Consider the following 17,604-nt stretch of genomic DNA (forward strand, 5'->3'; position numbering starts at 1 on the left):
GCTTCTCTGTATCTTCCTGCTCATCGGGATCATCTATTCATGAAGAACTATGGCACGGAAGTTTCCGTTTGTGATGACGAAGTTTGGGCAGCTCTGGCGTCTCGTACGCGAGAGCTATGCTCAACCCCTGGCTGGGGAACAGCATCTCCCTCCCGAAGTCGGCGCAAGCGAAACGGCGCTCACCTTTATTGGGCACTCCTCGTTTCTTATTCAGACAGCTGGCCGAGCTATATTGATCGATCCTGTTTTCGCTACTCGTTTGATATTGTTGCGCAGGCAACGTCTGCCCGGTGTCCGGCTTCGAGATCTTCCGGCTATCGATGCCGTCCTGATTACGCACGCTCATATGGACCATCTGAACCGGCCCTCCTTGCGTGCCATCACACGAGCCATGCGCCGCCGTAAGCTTCCTGCGCCGGTTGCCATTGTCCCGAATGGGGTTCAGGATCTGGTCCGCGATCTTGGTTTCTCGCGCATTCATGAGCTGAAGTGGTGGGAGTCGGTTCAAATCTCCGCTCCTACTGCCGCGTCTGCATCAACACGGCACGCTTCCGCGGAGTCGAACGCTGGGGCGCTCAAGATTACCGCTACTCCCGCCCGACATTGGGGTGCGCGAATGTTCAGCGATACTCATCGTGGCTTTGGCGGATATGTACTTGAGAGTCCGGGTGCTCCGGTCATCTATCACTCTGGCGATACCGCATATTTCAATGGCTTTGCCGAGATTGGCCGTCGGCTCAATCCAGAGATAGCTCTTTTGCCCATCGGAGCATATTTCCCGGATAGTTATCGAAGCGTCCACACCAGTCCGGAAGAGGCGCTGCGGGGCTTCCTGGATTTAGGTTCTCAAGTGATGATCCCTATGCACTACAACACTTTCCGGCTGGGACGTGAACCGATGAACGAGCCTTTACCCCGGCTTCTGGCCGCAGCTACTCGTGCCGGAGTCAAGGAACAGGTTCATCCTCTGACCGAAGGCGAAAGCTGGCTGACGGTCGAAGAGGCAGTCTCGGCACGCTGGTAGCACCCCTTCAATCTCCCTGTCGGAGAATGCCGCTTTCACCCCTCCAAAGCCCAATTCAGGACTTCGATATCAATTGAAGTAATACCTGTAAACAGCTGAATAAATTGATGATGCTGGAAAATGCTAATCGGTAGCCTTCACTAGGTGACCGCTATCACTTTGCACCTAATTCTGCGCCACGTACACTCGCGAACGTGGATATCGATATAACTTTATCGAATGGATTGCCCGATGGGGAGGAGACTTCTCCGTCGATCCCACAGGCAAGCCTGCGACGGCTGCCTCAGTATCACCATTACCTGGTTGAGCTTGAGGCCCAGGGGATCAGGCAAGTCTCATGCAGTCTTATTGGTCGGGATTTGAATTGTGTACCGGTGCAAGTTCGTAAGGATCTGCAGTACACGGGCATTATTGGGAAGCCGAAGACCGGCTACTCGGTCACGGAGCTGATCCAGGCGATTGAAACCTTTCTTGGTTGGAACAACGTCAACGAGGCATTTCTGGTTGGGGCTGGGAATCTTGGAACGGCTCTGCTTGGACACGAGCGTTTTTCGAAGTTCGGGCTGAAAATCGTAGCCGCTTTTGACACCAACCCCGACAAGATAGGCCTGAAGATTCATGACAAGCCGGTGTTGCCGCTCGATAAATTGGGTGATCTTGCCCAGCGGATGAGCATTCATCTGGGAATTATCACGGCTCCATCCGAGGTGGCGCAGCTGGTTGCGGATGAGATGGTGAAATCCGGAATCCTGGCTATCTGGAACTTTGCTCCGGTCCGGTTGAAGGTTCCTGATTTCATCTTTGTTCATAACGAAGATCTGTATTCCTCGCTGGCTTCGCTCTCGTGGAAGCTGGCCCGGCGTTTTCGTGTTCCATTGCAACAGGTCGAAGAGCAGGTTCCTGTTGCTGCGGTAATAGAGTGAGGAATGAGTTGGAAGAGCGGATCGGAAGCGATTCGTAGGACAGGAGGAGATGGTGGCAAGCCAAGAACATGCAGACTTCATCGACGAGAAACAAATTGAAGGCATTCTGGCGTCCCGTTCTCATCCGGAGATAAGCCGGGTTCGTGAGCTGCTGGAGAAGGCGAAAGAACTGCGTGGTCTGTCTTCGGAAGAAATCGCTTACTTGTCGTTCATCGAATCGCCTGAGCTGTTAGCCGAGCTCTTTGCGGCAGCTAAGCAGATCAAAGAAGAGATTTACGGAAACCGACTGGTTCTCTTTGCGCCTCTCTATATAAGCAACCGTTGCTCGAATGAGTGTACTTACTGTGCCTTCCGCGCAACGAATACGGAAGTCAATCGTCGTATCCTGACGCAAGAAGAGATTGCGGAAGAGACCCGCATCCTTATCCGCCAGGGACACAAGCGCGTTTTGATTGTTGCCGGAGAGGCTCTGCCGCAGCAGGGCTTTCAATACATCCTCGACAGCATCAAGACTGTATACGATACGCGGATTGGTACGGGTGAGATTCGCAGAGTCAATGTGAATCTTGCGCCGCAGACAACCGAGTGTTTTCGCCAGTTGAAAGAAGCAGGGATAGGTACCTTTCAGCTCTTCCAGGAAACTTATCACCGTCCCACTTATGCAGCGGTTCATCTGCGTGGCCGTAAACGCGATTACGATTGGCGTGCCACGGCCTTCGATCGTGCCATGGAAGCTGGAATCGACGATGTAGGCATCGGCCTTCTCTTCGGACTCTACGATTGGCGCTTTGAAATTCTGGCGATGATGCAGCACATTCGTCATCTTGAGCAGCGCTTCGGTGTCGGTCCGCATACGATCAGCTTCCCGCGTATGGAACCTGCCATCGGTTCTGAGCTTGCCTCGCGGCCGCCACACGCTGTGAGCGATGCCGATTTCCTGAAGATGATCGCTATCATGCGTCTGGCTGTGCCCTATACGGGGATGATTATGTCGACCCGTGAGACGGCAGAGATCCGGCGCTCTACCTTCGAGGTTGGAATTTCGCAGATATCGGCGGGAAGCCGCACCAATCCAGGCGGCTATAAAAATAGTGAGCAGGAGCGTGAAGGCAGCCAGTTCCAATTAGGCGATCACCGCTCTCTGGAAGAGGTCGTGCGCGATATCGTTTCGCTAGGCTTTACCCCGTCTTTCTGCACGGCTTGCTATCGGACGGGACGCACTGGTCAGGACTTTATGGATCTGGCCAAGCCGGGAGAGATTAAGTATCACTGCCATCCCAATGCGCTTTCCACTTTTCTGGAATATCTCTGCGACTATGGCAGCTCTGAGGCGAAGTCTGCAGGTGAAAAGCTTATCTCCATTGAGTTGGAACATATGGACCGGCAGCAGACTGCCTGCACGCTGCCGATGCTGGATCAGGTTCGTGCAGGGCAACGGGACGTCTTTGTTTAGGAAGGGAAGAGAACTGGAATGCAACGGGCTACTTCGAAAGGGCTTCGGTTACATATTGGTTTCTTTGGGCGCCGCAATGTCGGCAAATCGAGTCTGCTGAATGCCATTACCCGGCAGCAGGTCTCGATTGTGTCGGAGGTGGCCGGAACCACAACCGATCCGGTCGAGAAGCCGATGGAGTTGCTTCCTATCGGTCCGGTTCTCTTTGTCGATACTGCGGGAGTCGACGACGTTGGAGCTCTCGGAGCGCAACGTATCCAGAAGACGCGTCAGGCGATTCAGCGTTCCGATGTCGGAGTGCTCGTGACCGAAGCCGGTGTGTGGGGCGAGTTTGAAGAAAAGCTTCTAGGCGAACTACGCGCCCGCGAGATTCCCGTGCTCGTCGCCTTGAACAAGGCCGATCTGCATCGTCCGTCGAAAGAGCAATTGCATCGTTTGGAAGAGCAAAAGCTTCCTTATGCGGAATTGGTAGCCACCACGGGACAAGGCCTCGATACCTTTCGCTCTCAGCTCTGGGAGGTTGGAACGCCGGATTCTTCCGAATCTCCAGTGATCTTGCGTGATCTGGTCGGCCCCAATGAAACAGCAGTACTGGTAATGCCCATCGATAAGGAAGCGCCCAAGGGACGCATCAAGCAGTTGCAGGTGCAGTCGATTCGCGATCTGCTCGATGGTGAAGCCTCCTGCGTTGTCGTCAAGGATGGAGGGCTCAAAAATGCTCTCGACAATCTCAAGAACCCGCCAAAGCTGGTTGTTACCGACGCGCAGGCCTTTGCTCACGTAGCGCAGGTGACGCCGGAGTCGATACCGCTGACGGCCTTCTCTGTGCTCTTCTCCCGGTTGAAGGGCGATTTGGTAGCACAGTCCCGGGCGGCAGTTGCCCTCGATTCTCTGCAACCCGGCGATAAGGTGCTCATCGCTGAGTCCTGTACCCATCATCCTGTTGAAGACGATATCGGACGTGTGAAGATTCCGCGCTGGTTGGAACAACACGTTGGAGGACCGCTTGAGATCACGACCGTTCAAGGCCATGATTTCCCTGAAGATCTATCGCCCTACAAGATCGTGATTCACTGCGGAGCCTGCATGTGGAATCGCCGCTCGATGCTGAGCCGCATTCACGAATGCGAGCGCCAGGGTGTTCCGATCACTAACTATGGATTGGTTATTGCTTACTGCATCGGAATTCTGGAACGTGCGCTTGAGCCATTTCCTGATGCTCTAGCCGCATACAGAGAGGCGCGCGATGAGCCGCAGGATGTTTCGGGCATGTGCAGCTTGTTTCATCTAGCACAGAGCCGTCCAACTGTTGTCGGATAAGCATCCTCATTTCACGGTACTTCCAGCAAGGCGATCAGGATAACGTGTCGGTACTTTCAAAACTCGATCTACTGCAATGGCTAAAGGAGACAGATCCTTCGCGTCTGCAGGAACTATATGAATGGGCCAACACCATTCGTAAAGAGCGTGTAGGTGATGCTGTGCATCTACGCGGACTGATTGAGATCTCGAGTCATTGCCAACGTCAGTGCATGTACTGCGGCCTCAGGCATGGGAATAGCAGCCTTACCCGCTATCGCATGACAGTTGAAGAGATCCACAATTGTGCACGTGAGGCGGTAAAGCTGGGCTATGGAACGGTCGTTATGCAGGCCGGAGAAGACGATGTGCTCACTGCCGAAGGAATCGCAGAAATTGTGCGGTGGATCAAGCGGGAGACGCCGCTTGCCGTTACGCTCAGTCTTGGCGAACGCAAGCCGGAAGAGCTGCGCTTGTGGAGAGAAGCAGGAGCCGACCGCTATCTTCTTCGCTTCGAGACCTCCGATCCTGCGCTCTTTCGCCTGATTCACCCTCAGCGTTATGCCGGTGCGGTGGGTCGTCTGGAACTCCTACAGTTACTCAAGAGTCTTGGCTATGAAGCCGGAGGCGGCGTGATGGTCGGTATTCCTGGCCAGTCGTATGGAAGTTTGGTAGAGGATATTCTGACCTTCCGCAAGCTTGATCTGGATATGATCGGCATCGGTCCATATATAGCCCATGCGACAACCCCGTTAGGAACGGGCGCTCTACGTCCGGAGATCGCTCACGCAGACCAGGCTCCAAGCTGTGAAGAGATGGTCTATAAGATGGTCGCGCTTACCCGGATCGTTTGTCCCGACGCCAATATTCCCAGCACGACGGCACTGGCCACAATCAACAAAGTCGATGGACGGAAACGTGCGCTGATGGTGGGTGCAAACGTGGTTATGCCTAATCTGACTCCGCAGAAGTATCGCCGCTTATACGAGATCTATCCTGCTAAGGCCTGTATCGAAGAGAGCCCGGCGGATTGTAATCAATGTCTGCGTGGTCAGATCCATTCTCTCGGCCGCTTTGTCGGCCACAGCCAAGGCGCAAGAGGCGCACTCGAACTTCCCATGAACGCCGTATCAGATATGTCACCGCAACTCATAGACTTGCGGACAGATGAGGTGAGCTATGCCCTCTGAGAACAACAATGTGGTCGAGATTGTGGTTTGTCTCGGTAGCTCCTGCTTTGCTCGCGGAAACTCCGAGAATCTGGCCATCCTGAAGAAATATACCCAGAACCACGGGGCCAACACTATCTTGCGTCTCACCGGAAGTCTTTGCCAGGACCAATGCAAACTGGGGCCGAATCTGATGATCGACGGCCAGATTCATCATGGTGTTACTGCGGCAAGGCTGCGTGAACTGCTGCAGCAGATAAGCAAGCCGTCACGGGGGGACAATGGAACGGCTTAACGCAATCTACACCAAACGACGCGAATGCCAGGATTGCCATAAATGTATTCGCGAGTGCCCGGTGAAAGCTATCCGCGTACAGGATACTTACGCCAAGGTCGTGCCCGAGCTGTGTATCATGTGCGGGAACTGCGTTCTGGCTTGTCCTATCAGCGCAAAGCAGGTACGCGATGACCTTCCCGCGGCTAAGGCTCTTCTGGAAAGCGGGCGTAAGGTGGTTGTCTCGCTGGCACCGTCCTTTGCGGCACAGTTTCCCGGCGTGCGTCCTGCGCAGTTGATTCATGCACTAAAGAAGCTAGGCTTTTATGCTGTTTCGGAGACGGCGCTGGGAGCGCAGCAGGTTTCGGCCAGCGTCTATTCCTTGATGCGCAGCGATTCGAAACAGATTTGGATCTCTTCGGCTTGTCCCGTTGTAGTCGATCTGATCGGGAAGTACCATCCCGAGTGTCAGCCGCATGTTTCCAGCATTTTGTCTCCACTGTTAACTCACTGCAAGATACTTCGTGCGCACTACGGCAATGACATTGGCATCGTCTTTATCGGTCCCTGTATTGCAAAGAAGATGGAAGCTGAGCAGCATCCCGAACTCCTTGATGTGGTACTTACCTTCGAAGATCTGGATGGCTGGCTGCTGGAAGAGAATATTCATCTCGATCAGTTGGAGGCCACCGCTGCCGACAACTTCGAGCCGGAGGGAGCCGAAGAAGGTGCTCTCTATCCAATTGAAGGCGGCATGGCACCGGGACTCTCGGTCAAAAATCGACTAAGCAGTTTGGAATTCATGTCCTTCTCGGGATTACAGAACATCGAGCAGGCGTTGATCGGTATCTCCGACTGGAAGCCGGATCACAACATCTTCTTTGAGATGACAGCTTGTGCAGGTTCTTGCGTGAACGGACCAAAGGCCAGGCGGAATACCTCGGTTGCAAGACGCCGCTACGACGTTGTTAGTTACGCAAAACCGGCGGAAGTTCTTCCTCGCAACGTGTCCGTTGAGATAGAAAATCAATATGTAACCACGCCTATTGCTCGTAGCCAATACTCTGAATTGCAGGTACGGGATGCGTTGCGCACGGTAGGAAAGTACTCATCCGACGATGAGCTGAACTGCGGCGGTTGCGGATACGATTCTTGCCGTGACTTCGCCAATGCTCTGATCTCCGGTAATGCCGAACGCATGATGTGTGCCACGTACACCCGTAAACTGGCGCAGAAGAAGGCCAATGCACTCTTGCAACGGATGCCTTCAGCCGTGGTCATCGTGAATGAAGATCTAAATATTATCGAGTGCAACTCCAACTTCACGGATCTTTTCACCGGCGATGTGGAGCCCTCGATTAATCTCGAAGGCAGCGCCTTGAGCGAGGCGATTCCTTTTCACTATCTCTTCCGTCGCGTGCTTGAGACCGGCGAAGATATTGTAGGTCACGATATTCGCTATCAACGTAGCATCCTGAATACGAGCATCTTTACGATTGAGCCGCATTCGGTCGTGGGCGGTATCTTTCAAGACATCACAGAGCCGCAGTTTCAGAAGGAGCAGATCATCGGCCGTGCGCGTGAGGTCATCCAGAAGAACCTGAAGACCGTTCAGCAGATTGCCTATCTACTAGGCGAGAATGCCGCCGATTCGGAGATTATTCTCAACTCCATCGTTAGATCATTCACTCCGGAAGAAGTCGATGAGAATGAAGCAGGGGAGCAGTAGCAGTGCCTGGTCAGGTAGAGAGCTTTATTGAAGTCGATTCCTGCCAGCGGGCGAAAAACGGCCAGCTGATATCCGGAGATATCTTTATCTCGGAGAAGGTACAGCATGAAGGACGCATTGTTTCGGTTCTCTCCGATGGCCTGGGCAGTGGTGTAAAGGCCAGTGTCCTTGCCACGATGACGGCTACTATGGCGCTCAAATTTACCGCCAGTGCTATGGACATTCGACGCTCTGCCGAAATTATTATGGATACGCTGCCTATCTGCAGCGTTCGCAAGGTTAGTTATTCGACCTTTACCATTGTCGATATCGACAATGCTGGCGCGACGCGCATCATCGAACATGGCAATCCTCCCTATCTGTTGATTCGTCCGAACGGTGAACTTTCGGTTCCAAAGACCGACGTGCGCCCGGCACGTTGGCAGGATAGAGTAATCAGCTTTTCTAACTTCGAGGTGCAGCGCGAGGATCGGATTATTTTCTTTTCCGATGGTGTAACGCAGGCCGGAATGGGTGAGTATCGTACTCCCTTAGGCTGGGGCGTAGAGAATGTCGAGAAGTTTGCCCGATTGCAGATTGCCCGCGATCCTCATGTCTCTGCTCGTGAACTTGCACGTCTGCTGGTGGCAAAGGCCGAAGAAGTGGATGGACTGACGGCAAAAGACGATATCACCTGCGGCGTAGTTTACTTCCGCAGTCCGCGTCAGTTGTTAGTGCTGACAGGTGCTCCCTTTAATTTTGCACATGATCGCGATCTCGCAAATCTGGCCGAGCGTACTCCCGGACGTAAGGTTGTCTGTGGCGGTACAACGGCGAACATCATCTCCAGGTTATTGAATCGTCCTATTAAGATCGATGTAAGTCAGCCTCTCGATCCTAAGATTCCTCCATCTGCCAGGATGGAAGGTTTTGAGCTGGTAACCGAGGGTACGTTAACTCTGGGTGAGGTAGCCCGCCTGCTCGAAGAAGGTTTCGCGCCGGAAGATATGCGTCCGAATCCGGCTGTGAGGCTGGCAAAGATGTTGCTAGACAGCGATATTGTAAAATTTGCTGTCGGCACCAGGATTAACGAAGCTCACCAGGATCCCAATATTCCAGTAGAGCTAGATCTGCGTAGGAATATAGTAAAGCGCATCGCCCATCTGTTAGAGAGTAAGTACATGAAGCGGGCACTTATTCAGTACGTGTAAGTGTAATTGTACCGCCGGACTCCAGGCCGGCTGTCGTGTGGGCGTCCTCGCCCACACAGGCGATGCAGCGATTGAATAGGAAATTTCGCATTGATATCCGGCTTCCCGGGTGGAGGGCCTGGAGACCCTCCACGACCGCCGGCCTGGAGACCGGCGGTACAAGATGGTACGAACCGGGTAAGTGGGTAACACCTGCAGTGGAAGAGACAAAATAGCTATGGAAATGATGGGAGTATGCAAAGGGAGGAAAAGAAAACCCCTTTCCCTCCCTTCACACACTCCCTTGGGAATCTCGCCTAAACCTGGCGAAACTCCCCATTTCCACAGCTGCTGCGGCTGTTTTGCTTTGACTTTTATCTCGATGTTAATCTTCAACCTTGGATTGAAAATGTTACTCACATCCCCGGTCTGATCTGTTACTTATTTCCCCGTTCGTACAGTGGGCGTCCTCGCCCACACAGTAAACCCAAGGCCAATTCATCAATCCGGCCCGCTCAGGATTACTTAACACGTACCGAATAGCGCGATCCAATTCGCCTCCATCTCGTATCAGGCGATCATAGTATTCTCTTTCCCAGAAAGTTCCCGTGCGGCCGAGAATACGATTTGCCATTCTGGATGTATAAGATTTCCAGCCTCCCAGGATCTCCGCCAATCCCTGCCCAGGTAGTAAGCGAAAGATCACATGTACATGGTTTGGCATAATGCACCAAGCTATCAGCCGATAGCACTTGCCATCTCTGAATTCCAGTGCCTTCGCCACCAGCTCTGCAACCTGAGGATCTCGCAGATAACAAGCGCCAATGCCGTTGTCGAGATATTCCTCCATTTTCTTTGGACTATATTCGGCAACCAAGGTCTCCTGCCGTGGCGACAGCTTTATCCCCGATTTTTTCATTTCTTCCAGGATTCGCTGGCGCTCTGCGATCTTTGCCAGTGCTTCTGAGGGGAGAGAGTCGTAGAGCCTAAAGGTGACAAAGTAGAGACCTGCTTCTCTTTCCCAATGTGGAAGCCGTCCGCGTTCTCGAATTCGCACTTCTCCGAAACTGGGCTGCGATGCTCCTTGCATTGCGGCTTTTATCTTTTCCGGGATGGACTGGTGTACCTTTGCCATAGCGACTATTTTAGCGTTGTGTGGGCGGGGACGCCCACACAACAGCCGGACTGGAGTCCGGCGGTACAGGGTGCTTGTGAATTAGAATGGGCGTTGGAGAGCGATCTGGAAGATGCCCAAGCAACCTCAGAATTTGAACATACGCGTTACTCAGGCGGCAGAGGCTGCGTTACTTCGTCAGAAATCTGTAAGTGTGATTGATGTCTTTTGTGGGATGCGGTTGTTGCTTCCCACCCATGTGGATTCCTGGAAGAGAGGTCAGATCGGCGTCCTTGAGCAGATGATTCAAGGCAGTCCGGCCAAGATCGCTTCTACTATAGAGATATTTCATCGTTGGGCACAGGATAAGGGACTCAAGCCAAGTGAAGCGCAATATGTGCGCCAGGGACGCTCCGAAGCCATCCCTCTGCAATTCACTCATTGTGGAGAGCCTCAGATCGAAAAGATATTCCGCATACACTACCTCTCGCCGGAGCTTTCGGAGACAAGACAACAGAAGCTTAAGGAGAAATTAAACGCAGCGCCCCAGCCTGTTGTTTTCGAGCTCGTGCAAAATGCGCAATGCTCGGAGTGCGGAATAGATCTTGCCAAAGGAGATTTCCTCTTTAAGGATGCAGATCAACCTTTATGCATGGCCTGTGCGGGCTTTGGCGATTTCGAATTCCTCCCGGCGGGCAATGTAGCTCTTACAAGGAGAGCAACCAAATATAGTAAGAGTGCTCCTGTGGTTGTTCGCTTCAGCCGTGCACGGAAGAGGTACGAGAGACAAGGCATTCTGGCTGAAGTGGAAGCTATCGTAAAAGCAGAGAAGGAATGCCTGGCGGATGCCGATCAGCGTGCAGTTGCAAGGGCGAAGGGAGCCGAGCAGCGTCGCAAACAGGATCGGCAACTAGTCCTGCGAATGAAAGAGAAAATAAGCGTCTTATTCCCAAGCTGCCCAGCGGAGGAAGTTGCTATTGTTGCAGAACATACAGCGGTAAGAGGTAGTGGCCGCGTAGGGCGCTCCGAGGCCGGAAGATCGCTGGACGATAACGCACTAACGGCGGCCGTAATTGCCTCGATCCGTCATCGTCATACAAATTACGACAATTTGCTGGAACGAGGTGTTCCTCGGGCGCTTGCCCGGCAGCAGATTGCCGACAGAATCGATAGCATCCTGGCATCCTGGAGAAAATAGAAGTTTTGCAGCAGTTGCTGTGACATGACTTTCTTCGACCAGCCTGCACGCAGACTGGTCGTTCTCGTCGGTCTGTAATGCAGGGCTTGCGTTCTCGGGCGGGTGATGCGAGGCTCGGCATTCATAAATCCTTGACATATCGCCGGACCTATGACAAAAGTAGTTAATCCCTGCTGGGTTTTTCATTCCCAGCGCGGCTGAGGGCGTTGTCTGTCATCTTTGCCTCAGCTGAGTTGTGCCTTCGGGCCTTCATCATCAGAGTCCAATTCAGTTCAAGCATCAGGCTGTTCCCTTAATCTTTTCTTTCTTCTTTCGAGGATCTTTCCTCGAGCAATGATGTGTACACTGTCGGGCTGAGCCCACGGAGGTCTATTTGTCTTTCCGCGGTCGTGTCTTTGCAGGTATCGTTTCGATTGTGCTCGTCTGTACTCTGCTTGCTGTTCCAGCGCGTGCACTTCCTCCTGCTGTCCACCATCCCCTTGATTCTCTTACTCCCGATGAATACTGGAAGATTTATAACACCCTTCTTGCTGCCGGAAAGATTGCCGAAAAGACAGTTTTCTCCAGCATCGTGCTTCATGAGCCGGTAAAGGCCGATGTCCTGGCGTGGAAGCCGGGAGATCCTATCGTGCGCAAGGCCGATGTCATCTTGCTTACCGGGGGCAAGACCTACGGCGCGGTCGTCGACATCTCTGCCAGCAAGCTTGATTCCTACACTGAGTTCAAAGACGCGCAAGCGCCTGTCAGTGAAGCCGAGATGCACGGCTTTGACGATGAACTGAAGAAGGACTCCCGAATCGCCGAAGCCCTGAAGAAACGCGGCATATCCGATCTGCGGCTCGTCACCTGTTATGTGATTCCGGCCGGGTATGTCGGCTTAAGGGAGCAGACCGAAGGCCGGCGCATCGGATGGGGCGGCTGTACTTATTCGGCAAATGCCAAGTACACCTGGGATCGTGAGATTCCCGGAATCTTTTTCGTAGTGGATATGAATGAGAAGAAAGTCGTCCGCTTCTCCGATTACGGCATTGTTCCGATACCACCAACGACCAGTATCTATGATTCCGATGGCGGGCCTGCTCTGCCTGGCACAAAGCCTTTCCTGATAGCACAGCCCGATGGCCCTAGTTTCACGATCAAGGATGGCGAAGTTACCTGGCAAAATTGGCAGTTTCGTTTCCGACTCGATCCGCGTGTAGGTCCGATTCTCAATCTTGTGACGCTGAAGGATGGCGATACGCGACGCCCGGTGATGTACGAAGGTGCTCTCTCCGAAATGTATGTTCCTTATCAGGACCCTGAAGAAACGTGGAATTCGCATGTGTTTATCGACGCCGGAGAGTACTTCACCAACACCGGTTCGGGAGGAATTATCAAGCCTCTCCAAGCCGGAGTCGATTGTCCAGCTTACGCCACTTTTTTTAGCGGTACCTTCTTTCATGAGAATGGAACTCCGTACATTCGTCCTCAACTTGCCTGCCTCTTCGAACGCGTGAGCGGCGATCCGGCCTGGAGACACTGGGATGAAGAAACTTATGCGGTTGCAGGACGGCCTTCTCGCGAATTAGTTTTTCGGACTATTGCAACCGTGGGGAACTACGACTATCTCTTCGATTGGCGTTTTGAACAGAGTGGATCGATCGAGGTTGGAGTAGGTGCAACCGGCATTCTCGAAGTGAAAGCCGTAACAGATAAGCGGGCTGACGGACCGCTCTCTTCCGGGCTTGCAGCCAAGACTCCGGAAGGGAAGGAAGTTCAGTTCGGACAGCTGATTGCTCCAGGCTTGGATGGCGTCGATCACGATCACTACTTCAGCTATCGTCTCGATCTCGATGTTGATGGTCAGAAGAATTCGTTAATGGTTGACAGGCTTGTTCCTTACAAGCTGCCGGATTCTTCGCCGGGACGTCACTGGATCTGGGCCATGCAGCCGGAGATGGCCAAGACAGAGAGCGATGCCAAGCTCAATGTCTCCATCGATCATCCGGCGATGTGGCGCATTGCGAACGAGAATGTGAAGAACTCGCTAGGTCAATTCACCAGTTTCGAGATCATGCCCGGTGCAACGGGGATCAGCTTGCTTCCGCCTACGGAGTGGCCGCAGAAGCGGGCTGGTTTTTCAGAGCACAACTTATGGGTCACGCCTTACGATCCGGATGAGCGTTACGCCTCCGGGGTGTATGTAATGGGCAGTAAAGGAGACGATAGCCTTCCTGCCTGGACTAAGAAAAATCGCAATATCATGAACACGGACATCGTTGCCTGGTACACAGTAGGTTTTCATCACGTGCCAAGGCCTGAGGACTGGCCGCAGATGCCGGTGATGTGGCATACCTTCACTCTGGCTCCCTTCCAGTTCCTGCCCAAGAATCCGACGATGGATCTTCCGCTCGTTCCGTAATACCAGCACGAGAACGCTTCAGGGCTCTGTATTTTCAACTTCTCAAACAGTCCGCCAACGCAAGCTCTGCGTGGCGGGCCGCAGGATTCGTGTACCCGTAAAAGGGCAAGGATAGTTGCAGCTCTAGAGCATTTTTCGCAAAGGAGTAGACCAAGTCACAACAGCTTATGCGGCTTTCCGCTAAAGAAAGCCGCTCTTCGCTGTCGTCAGCGAGTCTATACATATGCGAAAAATGCTCTAACAACCTTCAGACGAGGTGGTCTTATGTGTAGCTTCCCCTATGCAACGATTTGCCGCTCTGTCGTGATGCGTGTTTTCGCTATTATTGTTTTGTCGCTTACCGCTTCCGGTGTCTTGTCGGCGCAATCCACTTTTGGCTCAATTCTCGGAACCGTTCACGATCCCACGGGAGCGGTTGTGCCCGGGGCACTGGTTACAATTGCCAATGTTGGCACAGGCGTGAAACGTACTGCTGTCTCGGATGAAAGCGGCAATTATAGTTTCATCAACGTAGAGGTAGGCACCTATTCGCTCGTCATTGCTGCCAGCGGATTTGAAAAGAACTCGGTTTCCGCTGTTCAGATTGCTGCTCGTGAGACGCGACGCATCGACGCCACGCTAAAGACGGGAACAGAGACCCAGGTTGTGGAAGTAACAGGTTTGGCTACCAATGTAATTACTACTGAGGTTTCCAATCTGGCAGTCACGAAGATGGGCGACGAGCTCGTCAGTCTTCCCGTAGCTATCTACTCCCGTTCTACGGGCTCTACCAGTCCGATCTCTACGTTGACAACCGAAGCTGGTGTTCAGACCGACGATAACGGCGGCCTCACCGTGATGGGGACTACGCCCGCACTTCTGAGTGTCACGCTCGATGGTATCTCAAGTGTTAGCGTTGAGAACTCCGGTCCCGTGAATGAGATGTTTCCTTCCTTCAATTCCATCGAGGAGATTCGCGTCTCCGAATCGAACAACAACGCCGAATTTTCCGGAGTTGCGGACATTACTACCGTTTCAAAGGCGGGGACGAACAAGTTCCATGGTGGACTCTTTATGAATCATGAGAATGCCGCTTTGAATGCAGGGAATCCCTTTGCGCTTTCGAAGCCGAAGCTCATCATGAATAATTTTGGAGGAACTTTTTCCGGTCCGCTAACGGTTCCACATATCTACAGCGGTCATGATCGTACGTTCTTCTTTGCCAGCTATGAGGGGCTTCGCTTACCTAGGGAGACGCCTCTTGTTATCTCGGTTCCTTCGGACAGTATGCGGAATGGCAATCTGACCGACTACCTTGCATCGCAAGGTGTTTCCTCCGTCTACCAGCCGGATGGGGTCACACCGATCGATCCGGGCGCTGTGCCGGTCAGCCCAATTGCCGCCAATGTGATGAAGTATCTCTATCCGGCGCCGAACACCGGGGTTTCGAGTTCCTATGCGAATAACTATGCGACGAACTTCCGTGCACCCATCTCGACGAATCAGGGTGATATCAGGATGGACCACACTCTGACTTCGAAGCAATCTCTCTTTGCGCGATTCTCCTATAAGAATCGTCAGGTGGTGAGCGCCCCGGATACATCGTGTACTTTCAGTTTCTGCCAGACGGCAGGCAGCCCCATGCAGGGCGGATGGAACATGCCTGAGATCGATGAAGGGCTGACCCTTGCTTATAACTATCTCATTACTCCGACCATCATCAATGAGTTCCGTGGCGGTTATAATGCGCAGCACACTTCGACCACGCAGGAATACAGCACTGCCGACCTACAGTCGAACGTGGGGATTTCGGCGATTCCTCAACCGGATCTGCAGTGGCCCGAGGCTCCGCAGGTGCTTATCAATGGTCTGATGGCTAGCGGAGGCGGAAATCCCACTTATCAGCGTGGGCAGATTGTGCAGTTGCTTGATAATGTCACCTGGACAAGGCACAACCACACCTTCAAGTTCGGTGTCGATTTCAAGCGGCTTACAGACCACGACGATAATGTCTTCGGGAATTATCGCCAGGGGTGGTATGTCTTCGATGGTGGTTCCGCTGTCGGTACGGCAATCGGCGATCCCTTTACTGCCTTCTTGCTCGGATATCCCGATTACACCGAAGTTGGAACGGTGAATAAGCCCGGCATGCAGGGGCTTGGCCATTCCTATGCATTCTTCGGTCAGGACGATTGGAAGGTCACGCCCCGGCTTACTCTGAATGTGGGCTTGCGCTATGAACTACATCCTCCGCTGAAGGAGGTGAACTACAACACTGCCGATTTTCTACCGAACTACACCTCTACGGTAAATGGACAGCAGGTAACGGGTGCTGTCATTGTTCCTAACGCGAAGGCACTTTCCTTCGAGTCGGCAGATTTTGCCGATGCTATTTCTCCCACTCCTGTGCTAACAGCGTCGCAGGCGCATATTCCGTCGGCAATGCGCTATACGGACCGCACGGACTGGGGACCACGGCTCGGCTTTGCCTGGCGTGTACGAGGGAATGACAGGACCGTCCTGCGTGGAGGCTGGGGACGTTTTCTGGAAACACCGCTAGGTTTCTCTCTCGTTTCCGGGTGGGCCGTGCATGCCAGTTATGTAGGTGTCTTCAATCAGGCTTATCAGGATGATGGTGTGACTCCGCAGCTTTCTTTTGCGAATCCTTTCCCGCAACAATCGCAGGGGAGCAGGACCGGTACGGCGGGATTCTATTATGCCTTTCCGGTTCACTACAAAGATCCTTCGGTACAGCAGTGGAATCTGACACTGGAGCAGGATCTTGGACGCAACATCGGTCTACGTCTCTCGTACACGGCCAGTCATGGAAAGGACCTTGAAACCATGGTGGATCTGAATCAGGTTCATGCCAATACTGCGGGCTACTACAACACCTCGCCCGAGGGAGTTAGAGATCCGAGTGCAAATGCCTGCATTACAGACGACGGAAGTCTGGTTGCCGATCACCGCCCATATCCATGCTGGACTGTGATTCAAAGCGTAGCCAATGCGGCGGAGAGCAACTATTCCAGCGCAACGCTTGAGATATCGCGTCGTAGCGGGAAGGGGATTACCTTCGATGCGAGCTACGTCTTTACGCGCGATCTGTCCAATGCTGGAGGAGCAACTCCAACGCAATTTGCCGTTTCCGGCGGCAGTTATCTGACGGATCGTTTTCATCCGGGCCTGGATTATGGCAACGTCATCTATGACCGGCGCCATCGTTTCCTCGTAACTTATCTCTACGAGTTGCCCCTTGGACGCGGACGACGCTGGTTGAATACAGCAGGGCTTCTGGACACCGTCGTCGGGGGCTGGCAACTCGGTGGCGTTACGATTCTACAGAGTGGAGCATTCTTGACACCTTATGAGGCGACGAACGATCCTGCCGGAACGAATATTCTTACGACAGTAGGTATCACGCGGGCAGATAGAGTCATCGGGCAGCGAGTGTATCCTCGCAGCAGAAGCGCCGCACAATGGCTTAATCCCGGAGCCTTCGCGATTCCCGGAGAGAATCGCGGATACTTCGGAACTGCAGGTGTTGGAAGTGTCGTTGGTCCAGGAACCAATAATTTCTCCTTGTCGTTGTTGAAGGATTTCGTCCTGAAGGAAGGTGCTCATTTCGAGGTCGGAATCGAAGGCGCTAACATCTTCAATCATCGCAATTACGAACCACCGAATATGCAGGTGGATGCTGCGGAGTTTGGTTCCATTACTGCACTGCAAACGGCGGAAGGAGCAGGCCCGCGCAGCATGGAACTGACCGCAAGGCTTCGTTTCTAGTTCCCATGCGTTCATAGCCTGCGGTAGAGAGGAAACAGGTGTACCCCGTGTTTGCGGGGGAGGTAGCGGAGTTGTGAACAATCGCG

At 53.2% G+C, this 17,604-nt stretch carries 12 protein-coding genes; 11 read left to right on the plus strand and 1 reads right to left on the minus strand.

Annotated features, from left to right (window positions below; genetic code table 11):
* Nucleotides 1-49 precede the first annotated feature (49 nt).
* From AC6I7T_RS26450 to AC6I7T_RS26485, 8 genes are all read left to right on the plus strand, one after another.
* Nucleotides 50-1,024: an MBL fold metallo-hydrolase gene (locus AC6I7T_RS26450; protein WP_497790797.1), complete on the plus strand. Its 975-nt coding sequence runs from the start codon at nt 50-52 to the stop codon at nt 1,022-1,024.
* A gap of 194 nt (nt 1,025-1,218) precedes the next feature.
* Nucleotides 1,219-1,947 carry a redox-sensing transcriptional repressor Rex gene (locus tag AC6I7T_RS26455; protein WP_497790798.1) on the plus strand — a complete coding sequence of 243 codons (729 nt, stop codon included), beginning with the start codon at nt 1,219-1,221 and terminating at the stop codon, nt 1,945-1,947.
* Between the two features lie 49 nt (nt 1,948-1,996).
* A complete protein-coding gene (hydG, locus tag AC6I7T_RS26460) occupies nt 1,997-3,400 on the plus strand; it encodes a [FeFe] hydrogenase H-cluster radical SAM maturase HydG (protein WP_497790799.1) in 1,404 nt (467 codons plus the stop codon).
* Between the two features lie 18 nt (nt 3,401-3,418).
* A complete protein-coding gene (hydF, locus tag AC6I7T_RS26465) occupies nt 3,419-4,720 on the plus strand; it encodes a [FeFe] hydrogenase H-cluster maturation GTPase HydF (protein ID WP_497790800.1) in 1,302 nt (433 codons plus the stop codon).
* Between the two features lie 44 nt (nt 4,721-4,764).
* On the plus strand, nt 4,765-5,889 hold the full coding sequence (hydE, locus tag AC6I7T_RS26470; RefSeq protein WP_497790801.1) for a [FeFe] hydrogenase H-cluster radical SAM maturase HydE: 1,125 nt from the start codon (nt 4,765-4,767) through the stop codon (nt 5,887-5,889).
* Nucleotides 5,879-6,163, plus strand: coding sequence for a (2Fe-2S) ferredoxin domain-containing protein (locus AC6I7T_RS26475; protein WP_497790802.1), 285 nt, complete (start codon nt 5,879-5,881; stop codon nt 6,161-6,163). Before hydE ends, AC6I7T_RS26475 begins: the two co-directional genes overlap by 11 nt.
* Complete coding sequence (locus AC6I7T_RS26480; protein WP_497790803.1) at nt 6,150-7,871, plus strand: [Fe-Fe] hydrogenase large subunit C-terminal domain-containing protein; 1,722 nt, start codon at nt 6,150-6,152, stop codon at nt 7,869-7,871. The genes AC6I7T_RS26475 and AC6I7T_RS26480 overlap by 14 nt, the downstream gene beginning before the upstream one ends.
* A gap of 2 nt (nt 7,872-7,873) precedes the next feature.
* On the plus strand, nt 7,874-9,061 hold the full coding sequence (locus AC6I7T_RS26485) for a SpoIIE family protein phosphatase (protein WP_497790805.1): 1,188 nt from the start codon (nt 7,874-7,876) through the stop codon (nt 9,059-9,061).
* A gap of 391 nt (nt 9,062-9,452) precedes the next feature.
* On the opposite strand, the gene AC6I7T_RS26490 is transcribed toward AC6I7T_RS26485, so the two are convergent.
* On the minus strand, nt 9,453-10,175 hold the full coding sequence (locus tag AC6I7T_RS26490) for a transposase (protein ID WP_497790806.1): 723 nt from the start codon (nt 10,173-10,175) through the stop codon (nt 9,453-9,455).
* A gap of 112 nt (nt 10,176-10,287) precedes the next feature.
* Between AC6I7T_RS26490 and AC6I7T_RS26495 the strand changes: the two genes are divergently transcribed.
* From AC6I7T_RS26495 to AC6I7T_RS26505, 3 genes are all read left to right on the plus strand, one after another.
* Complete coding sequence (locus tag AC6I7T_RS26495; RefSeq protein WP_497790807.1) at nt 10,288-11,352, plus strand: DUF2293 domain-containing protein; 1,065 nt, start codon at nt 10,288-10,290, stop codon at nt 11,350-11,352.
* A 373-nt stretch (nt 11,353-11,725) separates the two neighbouring features.
* A complete protein-coding gene (locus tag AC6I7T_RS26500) occupies nt 11,726-13,753 on the plus strand; it encodes a copper amine oxidase (RefSeq protein ID WP_497790808.1) in 2,028 nt (675 codons plus the stop codon).
* 264 nt (nt 13,754-14,017) lie between these two features.
* A complete protein-coding gene (locus tag AC6I7T_RS26505; RefSeq protein WP_497790809.1) occupies nt 14,018-17,518 on the plus strand; it encodes a TonB-dependent receptor in 3,501 nt (1,166 codons plus the stop codon).
* The last annotated feature ends 86 nt before the right edge of the window (nt 17,519-17,604 follow it).

Source organism: Humiphilus diazotrophicus (assembly GCF_059726315.1).

What these genes read in the sequence shown, in the direction of transcription:
- AC6I7T_RS26495 (WP_497790807.1), top strand. Translation starts at nt 10,288, where the DNA reads ATGCCCAAGCAACCTCAGAATTTGAACATACGCGTTACTCAGGCGGCA.
- AC6I7T_RS26450 (WP_497790797.1), top strand. Translation starts at nt 50, where the DNA reads ATGGCACGGAAGTTTCCGTTTGTGATGACGAAGTTTGGGCAGCTCTGG.
- AC6I7T_RS26490 (WP_497790806.1), bottom strand. Translation starts at nt 10,175, where the DNA reads ATGGCAAAGGTACACCAGTCCATCCCGGAAAAGATAAAAGCCGCAATG.
- hydG (WP_497790799.1), top strand. Translation starts at nt 1,997, where the DNA reads ATGGTGGCAAGCCAAGAACATGCAGACTTCATCGACGAGAAACAAATT.
- AC6I7T_RS26475 (WP_497790802.1), top strand. Translation starts at nt 5,879, where the DNA reads ATGCCCTCTGAGAACAACAATGTGGTCGAGATTGTGGTTTGTCTCGGT.
- hydF (WP_497790800.1), top strand. Translation starts at nt 3,419, where the DNA reads ATGCAACGGGCTACTTCGAAAGGGCTTCGGTTACATATTGGTTTCTTT.
- AC6I7T_RS26480 (WP_497790803.1), top strand. Translation starts at nt 6,150, where the DNA reads ATGGAACGGCTTAACGCAATCTACACCAAACGACGCGAATGCCAGGAT.
- AC6I7T_RS26505 (WP_497790809.1), top strand. Translation starts at nt 14,018, where the DNA reads ATGTGTAGCTTCCCCTATGCAACGATTTGCCGCTCTGTCGTGATGCGT.